14 protein-coding genes are annotated in these 13,043 nt (G+C 34.2%); 11 read left to right on the forward strand and 3 right to left on the reverse strand.

Translation table 11 applies throughout. The annotated features are described in order from the left end of the window. Positions 1-120: 120 nt before the first annotated feature. The 4 genes from cidR to A4G25_RS10195 all read left to right on the forward strand — a co-directional run bounded on the left by cidR (position 121) and on the right by A4G25_RS10195 (position 4,233). The gene (gene cidR, locus A4G25_RS10180; protein WP_047131622.1) at positions 121-1,008 is read left to right on the forward strand and encodes a cidABC operon transcriptional activator CidR; all 888 of its coding nucleotides are present in this window, start codon (positions 121-123) and stop codon (positions 1,006-1,008) included. A gap of 301 nt (positions 1,009-1,309) precedes the next feature. Then, complete coding sequence (locus A4G25_RS10185) at positions 1,310-1,696, forward strand: CidA/LrgA family protein (RefSeq protein ID WP_070704979.1); 387 nt, start codon at positions 1,310-1,312, stop codon at positions 1,694-1,696. After that, entirely contained in the window at positions 1,693-2,379 is a 687-nt protein-coding gene (locus A4G25_RS10190) for an LrgB family protein (protein ID WP_047131620.1), read from the forward strand. Before A4G25_RS10185 ends, A4G25_RS10190 begins: the two co-directional genes overlap by 4 nt. Positions 2,380-2,490: 111 nt before the next feature. After that, on the forward strand, positions 2,491-4,233 hold the full coding sequence (locus A4G25_RS10195; RefSeq protein WP_047131619.1) for a pyruvate oxidase: 1,743 nt from the start codon (positions 2,491-2,493) through the stop codon (positions 4,231-4,233). 92 nt (positions 4,234-4,325) lie between these two features. On the opposite strand, the gene A4G25_RS10200 is transcribed toward A4G25_RS10195, so the two are convergent. After that, positions 4,326-5,072, reverse strand: a complete 747-nt coding sequence (locus A4G25_RS10200; protein WP_047131618.1) for an amidohydrolase family protein — start codon at positions 5,070-5,072, stop codon at positions 4,326-4,328. A gap of 123 nt (positions 5,073-5,195) precedes the next feature. Between A4G25_RS10200 and A4G25_RS10205 the strand changes: the two genes are divergently transcribed. The 4 genes from A4G25_RS10205 (at position 5,196) to A4G25_RS10220 (ending at position 7,352) form a co-directional block, all read left to right on the forward strand. Then, entirely contained in the window at positions 5,196-5,759 is a 564-nt protein-coding gene (locus A4G25_RS10205; RefSeq protein ID WP_047131617.1) for a GNAT family N-acetyltransferase, read from the forward strand. A gap of 77 nt (positions 5,760-5,836) precedes the next feature. Continuing rightward, a complete protein-coding gene (locus A4G25_RS10210; RefSeq protein ID WP_047131616.1) occupies positions 5,837-6,232 on the forward strand; it encodes an acyl-CoA thioesterase in 396 nt (131 codons plus the stop codon). An 81-nt stretch (positions 6,233-6,313) separates the two neighbouring features. Next, positions 6,314-7,024 carry an AzlC family ABC transporter permease gene (locus tag A4G25_RS10215; RefSeq protein ID WP_047131615.1) on the forward strand — a complete coding sequence of 237 codons (711 nt, stop codon included), beginning with the start codon at positions 6,314-6,316 and terminating at the stop codon, positions 7,022-7,024. A gap of 1 nt (position 7,025) precedes the next feature. Further along, positions 7,026-7,352 carry a branched-chain amino acid transporter permease gene (locus tag A4G25_RS10220; RefSeq protein WP_047131614.1) on the forward strand — a complete coding sequence of 109 codons (327 nt, stop codon included), beginning with the start codon at positions 7,026-7,028 and terminating at the stop codon, positions 7,350-7,352. Positions 7,353-7,395: 43 nt separating this feature from the next. Here A4G25_RS10220 and A4G25_RS10225 read toward each other — a convergent pair whose 3' ends face one another. Beyond that, positions 7,396-8,406 (reverse strand): HoxN/HupN/NixA family nickel/cobalt transporter, encoded by a 1,011-nt coding sequence (locus tag A4G25_RS10225; protein WP_047131613.1) that lies wholly within the window; start codon positions 8,404-8,406, stop codon positions 7,396-7,398. Between the two features lie 273 nt (positions 8,407-8,679). On the opposite strand from A4G25_RS10225, the gene A4G25_RS10230 reads away from it, so the two are divergent. Next, complete coding sequence (locus tag A4G25_RS10230) at positions 8,680-9,444, forward strand: alpha/beta hydrolase (RefSeq protein WP_047131612.1); 765 nt, start codon at positions 8,680-8,682, stop codon at positions 9,442-9,444. 70 nt (positions 9,445-9,514) lie between these two features. Beyond that, positions 9,515-10,531 carry a LacI family DNA-binding transcriptional regulator gene (locus tag A4G25_RS10235; protein ID WP_047131611.1) on the forward strand — a complete coding sequence of 339 codons (1,017 nt, stop codon included), beginning with the start codon at positions 9,515-9,517 and terminating at the stop codon, positions 10,529-10,531. Between the two features lie 141 nt (positions 10,532-10,672). Here the strand turns inward: A4G25_RS10235 and A4G25_RS10240 are convergent, their stop codons facing one another. Continuing rightward, complete coding sequence (locus tag A4G25_RS10240; protein WP_047131610.1) at positions 10,673-11,230, reverse strand: hypothetical protein; 558 nt, start codon at positions 11,228-11,230, stop codon at positions 10,673-10,675. A gap of 761 nt (positions 11,231-11,991) precedes the next feature. Here A4G25_RS10240 and A4G25_RS10245 point away from each other — a divergent pair. Further along, complete coding sequence (locus A4G25_RS10245; RefSeq protein ID WP_047131609.1) at positions 11,992-13,032, forward strand: PTS sugar transporter subunit IIC; 1,041 nt, start codon at positions 11,992-11,994, stop codon at positions 13,030-13,032. The last annotated feature ends 11 nt before the right edge of the window (positions 13,033-13,043 follow it).

Here is a 13,043-nt window from a genome sequence, read left to right on the forward strand (position 1 = left end):
GGGCATGTTGAATATTGTCCCAACTTTAATTTTAGCTTGCAAGTTGAATAATTTGTTAAAACTGGCTATCTTTAACTTGAGACTATATAAAAATAAAAAAGTGAAAGGAGGAACATTAGTATGGATATCAAACAAATGAGTTATTTTATTGCAGTCGTACAACAAGGCGGTATGACCAATGCATCTAAAGAACTTTATGTAGCACAGCCTACAATCAGTAAAGCCATTAAGGATTTAGAAAATGAACTTGGAAGTCCCTTGTTTGATCGTAGTAAGCGTCATCTAACTTTAACTGATAGCGGTGAGATATTTTATAAGAAGTCTTTAGAGATTATGAATCTATTTGATAATTTGCCGAAAGAAGTCAATCAGTTGAAAGGGTTAGAAGCAGGTCATATTAGTATTGGTTTATCGGCTGTCATGAATATGAATAAATTTATAGAAACATTAGGCGACTTCCATCAAATGTATCCTAATATTACTTATAATTTAGTTGAAAATGGCGGTAAGGCATTAGAACAACAAATCATTAACAATGAAATTGATATCGGTATTACAACATTGCCAGTAGATAATGGGATTTTTGAATCGATTCCGCTATATAATGAAGATTTATTATTAGTAGTCAGCGAAACACATCCTTTAGCGCATAGAGATAATGTTGAAATGGAAGAATTAGCAAACGAAGATTTTATATTATTTAATGAAGATTTTTATTTGAATGATAAAATTATTGAAACTGCTAAGCGATCTGGATTTGTGCCGAAAACCATCTCAAAAATATCGCAGTGGAACTTTATAGAAAACTTACTGACAGAAGGATTGGGCGTCAGTATACTACCTGAAAATATTGTGAAGATGTTGAGAGGGCCAATACATAGTTTGAAAATTAATGATAAAGCAATGCGTTGGCAATTGGGTGTAATTTGGAAGAAAGAAAAATATATCAATTATGCGACAAGAGAATATATTGATTATATGAAGTCTGCATTGACGGCAGATGAATAAGTATTTAGACTGAGACAACTTTTAGGGTCTCAGTCTTTTGTATATACAACACCATAATGGTAAGGAAATTGTTCTAATCTTCGGATTAGAAAGAAAAATAATAGATGACATCGCTTACATAGAAAAAAGTAATAGTTACTATCTAAAATCGATATTTTTATTATACACAAAGTTGTCATAGAATAATGATTGTAAGTCAGAAGAAATATCATAGAATGATTTATTTACACTTTGATTCAAACACCAGAATCAATGAAGATAAGTTGTTCTTTACAATTAAATTAAAGGAAGGGTGTTGCTTATGATCACTAGGGTGTTAAAAATTATATTTCAAGGTTTATTGATATATGGAATCACGCTATTAGGCAACGCCATCCAACACTTGCTGCATATTCCTTTAGCAGGCAGCATCGTCGGCCTAGGACTTTTTTTCCTACTTCTTCAATTTAAAATAATTCCTGTCAAATGGGTCAAAGACGGTGCGAACTTCTTGTTAACTACAATGGTATTTTTCTTTATACCATCAGTTGTAGGTGTAATGGATATTGCAAGTGACATTCATTTAAACTTCATCGTTTTCTTTGCTGTTATTATACTTGGTACAATCGCAGTTGCATTTACTTCTGGACTTATTGCAGAAAAAATGGCGCATAGACCGCACATTAATAAGGGGCATCACACATCATGATTTGGATCAAAGGTATTTTAATGATTGTATTAACCATAGTCATGTACCTTGCCGCTAAGAAGATCCAACAAAAATATAAGAATCCATTTCTTAATCCAGCCCTAATTGCTTCACTAGGAATTATTATCGTGTTAGTGTTGTTTCGTCAAGATTATAGTGGGTACATGACTGGTGGTAAGATAATTAACCAGTTGCTCAGCTGTACAGTAGTATGCTTAGCTTATCCGCTATATATTAATCGACATAAAATTGTCGAGAATTTTAATATCATTTTTTCAAGTGTGATTACAGGAGTAGTGCTTAACTTTATGTTAGTCTACTTTTCTTTGAAGCTATTAGGTTATTCAAAAGAAGATATTGTAACACTCTTGCCGCGTTCCATTACTGCAGCAGTCGGCATACAAGTGTCACACCAAATGGGCGGCGCTGATACGATTACTGTACTCTTTATTATTACTACCGGTTTAATTGGCAGTATATTGGGTGCATTATTGCTGAAAATTGGACATTTCGAGTCATCTATTGCAAAAGGAATGGCTTATGGAAATGCCTCACATGCATTCGGAACAGCGAAAGCACTTGAATTGGACATGGAATCGGGAGCTTTCAGTTCAATAGGAATGATATTAACTGCGGTAATTAGTTCAGTACTATTACCTGTTCTTATTCTCTTTTTCTATTAGGTTAGTTAAAGAATTATTTATTGTGTAGACAAAAGCATAACGACCTTTCAAACGCTAAAGGGTAGTTTGAATACAGTTAGTTTTTATAAATAGAAAGGGGCTATTTTTAAAATGGCAAAAATCAAAGCAAATCAAGCGCTTGTAGAAGCATTACTACAATGGGATATTGATCATTTATACGGTATTCCAGGAGACTCTATCGATGCAGTAGTTGATAGTTTACGTACAGTAAGTGAACAAATTAAATTCTATCATGTTCGTCATGAAGAAGTTGGAAGCTTAGCAGCTGCAGCTTATACAAAATTAACTGGTAAAATTGGGGTATCACTTGCAATCGGTGGACCTGGTGCAATCCATTTATTAAATGGTATGTATGATGCAAAAATGGACGGTGTTCCTCAATTAGTTCTTGTAGGTCAATCAAACAGTAACTTACTAGGTACTAAAGCTTTCCAAGAAACTAACTTATTAAGCTTATGTGAAGATGTATCTGTATATAACAGACAAATTAACGAAAAAGATGACGATATTTTCGGTATCGTTAATGAAGCTATCAAAACAGCTTATGAGAAAAAAGGCGTTGCAACTTTAATCTTGCCTAACAACTTGTTAACACGCAAAGTTAAAGATACAACTAATAAACCAGTAAACAAAAAACGCCCTACAATTCCAGCTCCAAACCCAGCAAAAATTAAAAAAGCTGCTAAATTAATCAATAAAGCTAAAAAACCTGTATTATTAATGGGTACTGGTGCAAAACATGCTGGACCTGAAGTAGAAGCACTTATCAATAAAGGTAAAATCCCTACAATTATTACGTTGCCAGCAAAAACAATCATCCCAGATGATCATCCGTATAATTTAGGTAATATCGGTAAAATCGGTACTAAACCAGCATACCAAGCAATGCAAAATGCTGATTTACTAATTATGGTTGGTACTAACTATCCTTATGTTGACTATCTACCTAAGAAAAATATCAAAGCAATTCAAATTGACGTAGACCCTAAAGCAATTGGTCATCGTTTCAATGTAAATGCTGGTATTATCGGTGATGCTAAAATCGCTTTAACTGAATTAACTGACTTAGTTAAACCTGTTAAAGAACGTAAATTCTTAAACGAAGCATTAGATAACCTTAAAACTTGGAAAGAATGGATGCAAAAAGACCTTGATAATAATGCATTCCCAATTCGTCCAGAACACTTAATGCAAGCAATCAACAGAGAAGCAGACAACGATGCTGTTTACTCTATCGATGTTGGTACTTCAACAGTTTGGTCAACACGTTACCTTAATTTGAAACCAAGCAATGAATTTATCATTTCAAGTTGGTTAGGTACAATGGGTTGTGCTTTACCAGGTGCAATGGCATCTAATGTAGCATTCCCTAACCGCCAAGTAATCGGTATTGCTGGTGACGGTGCATTCCAAATGGTAATGCAAGACTTCGCAACTGCAGTTCAATATAATATGCCAATGGTAATCTTTGTAATGAATAACAAAGAATTAGCATTCATTAAATATGAACAACAAGCAGCTGGTGAATTAGAATATGCTATCGATTTCTCTGAAATGGATATGGCTAAATTTGCTGAAGCTTGCGGCGGTGCTGGTTACACATTGACTGACCCATCTGATATCGACACAGTTGTAGAAGCTGCAATGAAAGAAAACAGACCAACACTTGTTGACGTTCATGTTGATGCTAATGCAGCGCCACTTCCAGGTAAAATTGTACCTGATGAAGCTATTAACTATGCTAAATGGGCTTACAGATCAATTACTGAAGATAAAAAATTAGACATTGATGCAATCCCACCATTATCAACAGCAGCAAAACGTTTCTTATAATTTGAAACAATAAGCTGAATTATAATAATCCTATACCCAAGCGGAGCCGCTGGTTATGACAATCCCAATCATAGCCAGCGGCTCTATTTTTATTATCTTTTTTGATACCAATTTAATGCATTACGATAAAAAATATTTTCACAGGCTTGGTCATCAAATGTTTCTTGAATAAGTTGAATATCTTTTTTTGAAAAGGGTCTTGGTGAACGTGTAGAAGGTAGGTCTGTTCCAAACATCAAAGCTTCAGGATTAACGTTATGAATTTGTTTCATCGCATCAGCGACATCTAAATCACCGCGACCAAAACCGGTTGCTTTGACATGTATGCCATGATCAACTAAATCTAGTAATGTAGGTAATCCTTCTTTAGATAAACCAAGGTGATCTATTGAAACCCGAGGTAAGCTTTTTAACGTATCTTTGATTTGTGTTAATGTTTTAGCATTTAGATAGATTTCAGTGTGCCAACCTGCTAATTCATAGATACGCTCAGAAAAATAGCGCAGGTTTTTTAAACTTTCTATCCCGCCGCGTTGAATATTAAAACGTACTGCAGTAACTCTTTTTTGTTTAAGAGAAAGAATTTCTTGATTGCTTACGTCTATAGGGAGTTGAGTTACGCCATAAAAGTTCTTACCTAATTTACTTAGGGCATGTATCAAATACTGTTGGTCAAAGCCTTGAAATGACCCAGATACAACGGTACCTCCAGCAAGATTTAAATTTTTAGTATCTTTTTTATAATCTTGAAATGAGTAATTAGGAGGGAGGTAACCCTCATTCTCTATAATATGGTATTTATAATCAATAATATGAAAGTGTGAATCGAATAGCTTCATTATCGTGTCCTCCAATTAAATTCACATATTAAACTAAGTGCATTGAATTTAATATTGTAATATTCTGAAAAATACCCTATAATCTACTTACTCATATTTATTTCGATAAAAAGAGGTGTTAGCATGAAAATTTCTTGTATTCCTATAGATAATCATATAAAACTTGTTCAACCAGAATTAATTATGGCGGAACAATTATTTCAAGTAATAGATGAAAATAGAACGTATTTATCTAAATACTTACCCTTTATTGATGATACTCATACAGTACAAGATGAAAGTGAATATATAAAATTAATGTTAGCACAGCATGCTAGAGGGACGGCACGCTTGTTTTTCATCTATTCAGATGATGAATTGATTGGAACAATAGATTTACATGAAATTAATCAAACACATAAAAAAGCAAGTATTGGTTATTGGTTAGCTCAAAATTATACTAATCAAGGTATCACGACACGTTGTGTTCAAACTCTATGCGACTTTGCCTTTAACACTTTAGATTTAAATAAGTTGTCGATAAAGGCAAATGTGAAAAACAAACCAAGTATCAAAGTTGCTGAGCGTTGCGGATTTACATATGTCGGAATTGATAAAGATGATTTATATGAACGAGGACAATTTGAAGATTTTGTACGCTATGCTTTATTAAAAAGAGAATTTCAAACTAAAGCTAATAAAAACTAAGATAATGCCTATCAACCAACTTCTTGAATTTTGCTATAATAAGAAAAGTAGAGAGAAGAAAAGGAGTTGTCTTGAAAATGACTGAACGTAAATTAGTGGCTGAAGCTGAGATCGAAGTAAACGGTTATGACATTGATGCGATGGGCATTGTAAGTAATATTGTCTATGTACGCTGGTTGGAAGATTTAAGAACTATTTTTGTAAATAAGCATACTACTGCATCAGAATTACTAAAACAAGATCTTTCGCCGATCCTTATGCATACTGAAATAGATTATAAAGTACCGATTACTATCCATGATCGTCCAATTGGAAAATGTTGGATTACAAAAATGAGCCGATTAAAATGGGCATTCGAATTTGAAATTGCTTCAGGAGATAAATTACATGCGACTGCAATGCAGTACGGCGGATTCTTTAATATAAAAGAACAGAAAATTGCACCCATTCCGGAAGTTTTTAGAAACATCTAAGTAGTATACAGCAAATATAGGATCTTCGAAATTGAGTATTCGAGGATCTTTTTTACATAGCAGAAGAGAGGCTTGATACGAATGACACATACAAAACAAACACATTTAGAAGCATTAAAAGCCGCGTTTCCGCAAACGATACCCATTTTTGCTGGATTTACCTTTATTGGCATGGCTTATGGTATTTATATGCATTCATTAGGTTTTCCGCCTATTTATGCCATGTTGATGAGTTTATTGATTTTTGCAGGATCAATGGAGTTCGTAGCAGGAAGTTTGTTATTAGCACCTTTCAGTCCTTTCAGTGCGTTTATATTAACGCTAATGCTGAATTCGAGACATTTATTTTATGGTATATCTATGTTAGACAAGTTTAAAGGCACAGGGGCAAAAAAACCTTATTTAATATTCGGTATGTGTGATGAAACATTTGTAATCAATAATTTAGCAAATATACCGAAAAATATAGACCGCGGTTTGTTCATGTTCTATGTAACAGTGTTGAATCAGTTTTATTGGTTTTTTGGTACAACCATCGGTAGTTTGTTTGGTGTCATGATTAAGTTTGATACGAAAGGTTTAGATTTTGTAATGGTTGCACTCTTTGTGGTCATATTTTTAGAATCGTGGTTGAAAGAAAAAAATCATATCAGCTCTCTTATCGGCTTAATTATTCCAATTATTTGTTTGGTTCTATTAGGCCCTAATCATTTCATATTACCTTCAATGGTGTTGATTGTAATTTTACTATCTCTATTAAGAGGTTACTTTGCTAGAAAGGGCGTGGCTTAATATGACACTTACCCAACAAATAATAACAATTGGCGTTATCGTATTAGGCACAATGTTAACACGCTTTTTACCTTTTTTAATATTTTCGAAAGATAAAGAAACCCCCAAATATATTCAATACTTAGGGGCAGTACTGCCAGCCGCTGTATTTGGTTTTCTAGTTGTTTATGCCTTACGTAATACTCAAGTTTTATCAGGCAGTCATGGCATTCCAGAGTTAATCGCAATAATTGTTTTAGTTATTCTGCATGTTATCAAGCGTAATATGCTGGTTTCAATTGCAGGCGGGACAATTGTATATATGCTTTTAGTCCAATTAGTCTTTTAAAAAATGGGATACCTCGCCTAACCAGCAGGTATCCCATTTTTTATTATGAACTTTTTTTATCAAAACGGTTCATTTTCCAGATTACAGTGGAACAGAACCAAGTTAGAATGAATACAGCTACAAGTATATAACCGATATAGTCAAATTTCATGGATTGGATAAGTTGCCAAAATGCACCTTGAAAATGAAATTTATCACCCATGATTTGTAACAGCTCTATCATACCGATGATTAACGCGGCGATAACAGAAACGGCTGTGATTGTAATGTTATAGTAAATTTTGCGTACTGGTTTTAAAAACGCCCAATTGTAAGCTGATTTCATTAATATTCCATCTAATGTATCCAATAAACTCATACCAGATGCAAAAAGAATAGGTAATGAAATAATACCGATAAAAGAAATTGCATGTTGAGAAGCACCTGAAGAGAGTGCAAGTAATGCAATTTCGCTAGCAGTATCAAAACCTAGTCCGAATAAAAAGCCGAGCGGCAATACATGCCAGCTTTTATTAATCAATTTAAAGTAAGGACCGATAAAGCGTGTAATAAATCCTCTTGAATCCAATAATTGGTCTAATTCTTGGTGGCTGACCTTCTGATTTTTTAGTTTTGAAAATAGTTTGATCAGTGAAACTAAGATAATCAAATTCAAAATACCAATTAATAGAAGAAAGACGCCGGAGACGATTGTACCGATTGTTCCGCCAATTTCTTGGAAATGCGGTAACTGGTCTTTACCCCAATGTACTGAAACGCCAAGCAGAACTGCCATAATAAATACGACAGTGGAATGTCCGATTGAAAAATAAAATCCGACGCCAACTGGATCTTTTCTTTGCTGTAATAATTTTCTAACTGTATTATCAATGGCTGCGATATGGTCTGCGTCAAACGCATGGCGTAAACCAAGTGTATAAGCAAGTAAGCCCATGCCTAAAAGAATGTGGGCATCTTTAGCGGCAGTCCAAAGAAAAACAAAGCCGATGACATGAAGTGCGAAAACAATAGTTATGTATGGAACCCAACTCCATTTTGAATATTGATTGTTCAAGTTATACCTTCTTTCATGATTATAATGCGTGAGTCAGTTTGTTATGCTTGAAATTTAATAGTATGTTGATTGTGAACATGCTTTTTAAACATGAAAGGTTAAACAACGAAAAATAACTTTTTGTAGATGACTTTATTATTTTAATCCTTCAAAGTATTTAATGTAAAATGATAGCAGTAAATTTTTATAACTTATCATGAAAGTGTGTGTATGTTCTGTTTAAGGTTGGGGTAAAGAAATCATAAATGGAAAATTGAGAGAGAGGTTGTTATTGTGTCTGACATAAATTATATTTCATCATTTGATAATACAAATTTATATGCAAAAATAAGTTTAGGAGAAAGTCCAGTTGCTAATTTAATTGTAGTACATGGCCTTTCTGAAGAGTTAGATGATTATGATGAGGTAACAGCTTTCTTTAATGAATATGATTTTAATGTGATACGTTATGATCAACGTAGCCATGCAAATACATCTGGTATAAAAGAACTACATGAACGTATTGATATTTTAATAGAAGATTTAAAAGCAGTAGTAGATTATGTAAAAAAACAACTGACAGGCGAGGTGTTTATTTTGGGCCATGGTGTCGGTGGTTCTCTCGCGGCATTGTTTGGAATTAAATATCCTCAAGAAGTGTTGGGATTTGTTTCTTGCGGAGGACTGTCACCGACAGGCCAGCCTTTATTAAGAGATGACGCTGGTGATGATACTGCAGAGGAAAATGACGAGCCGACAAATTTAGAAAAACAACGAATGATTCAAGATTTTCGTGAACGTCTACATGAGGTTAATATTGATTATAAACAATTTAAAGATCGTGTTTTAATCATGCACGGCGGAGATGATAAGATAGTCAGTTCAGATGATGCGATTCAGTTTTATAAAGAAGCGTACACAACTCATAAATCATTGCGTATTTATGATGGTTTGAATCACGAGCTTTTAAATGTGACTTCTTATCGCGGTATGTTACTATCGGATATTGTAAATTGGCTAGAATTTGAATTGTCTTGTATAGAACAAGATGAAAATTAAAAATTAAACAATTTAAGCGTGCGGGTAGTCTTAAAAAGTACGCTGATATAGATAAAGCGAGGAATTTTAAATGAAAAAATCACAACCTACATTACATGATATTGCGAGAATTTCAGGGTTATCGATTGCAACAGTTAACAAAATATTAGAAGACAAACGTCATGTAGCGAGTGATAGTGCGAGAGATAAAGTGGTTGAAGCATTAGAAATGCTTGGTTATGAACCAAGCAGATACATTCAATCTTTAAGAGGAGAACAAACGAAAACAATTGCTTTTATTATCCCTAGACATGATGCTTATTATGCTTCGATTATCGATGCGATTGAACATCAAAAAGGATCTGAGTCTATTCGGATTATCGCCATGGCATCTAATGAAAAAGCAGAGCGTCAAGATGAACTGATTGATTGGTTTGTTTCACAACAAGTAGATGGTATTATTGTATCTCCTGTTTCTGCACAAATGCTTATTGCACAGAGATGGCGTGATATTCCTATGTTGATTATTGATAATCATATTGAAGATGAATCTTTACCATATATCGGGTTGAATCATGAAGATTCTGCTTATAAGGCTGCAGAACATTTATTGAAGCAGCAACATGAAGTTATCGGGTTGTTGCTAGGCAATCCTGAAATCAGTACTGCAGCAGATAGCAGAATGGGATATAAAGCTGCTTTAGAAGACTTCAATATAAATATGGATGAACGACTAATCACCTATCAATATAGTGATTTGAGTATGAACGCAACGGAAAAATATGGAGTAGAAGCAATAGAGCAATTATTATATTCAAATAGAAGACCTTCTGCAATAATCGCTGCAAATCATGCTTTATTAACAGGAGTCCTGCATGGTCTGAACGATCATGGATTGAAAGTTCCAGATGATATTGCTGTTGTAACATTAGAAGAAAACAATTGGAATACTGCAAACCAACCACAACTTACAGCAGTAGGTATTGCTACAAAAGACATCGGTGCTGCAATATTTAAGCAATTACAACGCTTTTTTAACGGAGAAGATAAAGAAATTAAATCAAATTGGCTTTCATCTCAATTGATAATCCGAGATTCTAGTCAATGAATATTAAAAATAATAAAGAACCAAAACGTTTGATGAAAGGGAAGTTGAACGTTTTGGTTCTTTTAATATTGGGCTTTTTTAATACATAGGTTTTTTGGGGGCTTGCAAATTCGTAAAATATTTTAATTTTTAAGATGCAGATTATTTTTGAGTTGTTTGTCTGCGCGATTTAATCAACATAATCGTTGATAATACAATACCGATAATAATGGCTATGACAGCACCCTGTTCTGGATGGTCGACGTGTCCTGCTTCTGGCAAGTCAGCGTGTGATGATGTTTCGCTTTTAGATTTTGAGCTGTCATCTTTCCCTGCTTGACTTTCATGAGCTGCTGCTGATTGTGGTGTCTCTTCTTTTTGAGTCGTTTGTTGACTGTTGTTTGACTGATCAACATTTGTTGTAGTGCTTCTTTCTGTATTTGTACCGGCTCCTGCATTAGCATTTGCAGTTCCTGTGCTATCAGATTGACGGGGTTGATCTGTAGCAGCATCAGCCATGTGAGTTGCACTTGTTGAGTTTTGATTTTCAACCTTTTCTTGAGTTGTTGTAGAAGCGGATTGCTCAACGGGCTGTTGGTTTGAGACATCATTACTTTCGGCAGCGTTCATCACTCCAGACGAATTAGTAAATAATAAACCGCTTAATGCGATTGTAGAAACATGAAGCAAGCATCTCTTTTTACTTAACTTCATTTTCATAAGAACAACACTCCTATTCCAAAATGAAAGTGTCTAATCATCCATTGAGATTTTGTCGGTATCGATTAGCTATGTGGATGAGACAGACGACAAGATATACATATAAGAAGACATTGAAATGGACTGGAACAAAATGTATTAAAAGGAAATATGGGTTGATATTGATTAGTGTATGCAGGATATGTTCAAGGTCCAAATATAAATCATCTTTTCAATCTCTTCACTACTAGCATTACACAGCAATGTTAAGAAGTGTTTAAGCTGGGTTTAAAAAATAGAAAAGTTCGTAAATTTCAGTATATTAGAACATTTTAGCTGGTCATTTTAGGTCGAAGCCTGTAATGACAACAGGTTTACTATGTTTTCCCAACAAAAAACGCAAATTAGTTGGTTTAAACTTAATTTCGAAAGTGTTATAGTAATCAACGGAAAATAAACTGTTGGTAATTTAATGGTAAAAGTCTAAAGGGAGTCTTTAACATTAATTTGGGTTATATCATGTTTATTTTTGTAGAACAATAGTATTCGGAAACTATGGCAGATTTGCAAACTAATTGTGACAGATTTATTGCTAAATAGGCTAAATTTACAAAATAAATTTAAAATAAAAAAGTGAATTTACAGCTAATAAAAAGATTGTGAATTTATTCGCAAATTGTCAATTAATATTTTCAGAATGCTATTGAAAACGCTTTACTAATGGTTGTATTATGTCGGTGGTAGGAAAATTAAATATATAAAAGGAAAAGAGGTCATTTGACATGGATATTATCTTGGGAGCAGGGACTTTATTACTTGTCCTCATTGCAATGTCTTTATTTTTAAAATTTGCTCCTTATGGTAAGAAAGGTTTGCAAGCGCTTTCGGGTGCAGCTTGTGCGACATTCTTGCCTCAAGCATTTTTAAGTTATGCAATTGGTGGGGTATTCCACATTGAATTTTTCCAGAAGATTGGTGACTTAGCAGGTAGCCTAAGCGGTATTGCCGTAGGTATTTTAACTTGCTTAAACATGGGTGTTTCACCAGTCTTTGCAGTAATTGTGGGACTTGTACTACACGATTCTAAATTATTGCCTGCATTTATTGCGGCATATCTTGTGGCTTACGTTATTAAATTTATCGAGAAAAAAGTTCCAGAAGGGCTAGACTTGATCGTAGTAATCTTGGTAGCTCCAGCATTAACTTTCGGTATTGCAGGACTAATTTCTCCTGCAGTTATGGGTGTCTTAAAACAAATCGGTGGTGCGATTACAGCAGTTGGAGACAATAACCCATATGCCTTAGCAGTTATTTTAGGATTGATCATTCCAGTGGTAGGTATGACTCCTTTAAGTTCAATGGTATTAACAAGCTTATTAGGTTTAACTGGAGTTCCGATGGCAATCGGTGCATTAACTTGTACAGGTGCTTCATTCGCAAACTTCATGTTATTCAGAGGCTTGAAAATCGGCAATCTTGGTAAAGCATTTGCCGTTGCAATTGAACCACTTACTCAAATTGACACTATCGCCAAATATCCAATACAACTTTATGGTGCAAATGCGATTATAGGTGTATTCAACGCTATTATCGTTACTGCAATTGGTTTAGTAATCAACGTAACGGGTATGGCTACACCAATAGCTGGTGCAGTAGTTTTATTCGGTTTCAATAAACCAGTTCCTAGTATTATCGGTATCGTAGCTGTAGCAATCACAAGTATTATACTTGGTTGGATTTTGGCTAAATTAATCAATAAAATCAACTTCAATAAACTTAGTGAAAAATTACCAAGCCGTAAAACAACAACTCAAGCAAACTAATTAATAAATCG

The sequence above is a fragment of the Staphylococcus condimenti genome, assembly GCF_001618885.1.
Lineage (GTDB): Bacteria > Bacillota > Bacilli > Staphylococcales > Staphylococcaceae > Staphylococcus > Staphylococcus condimenti.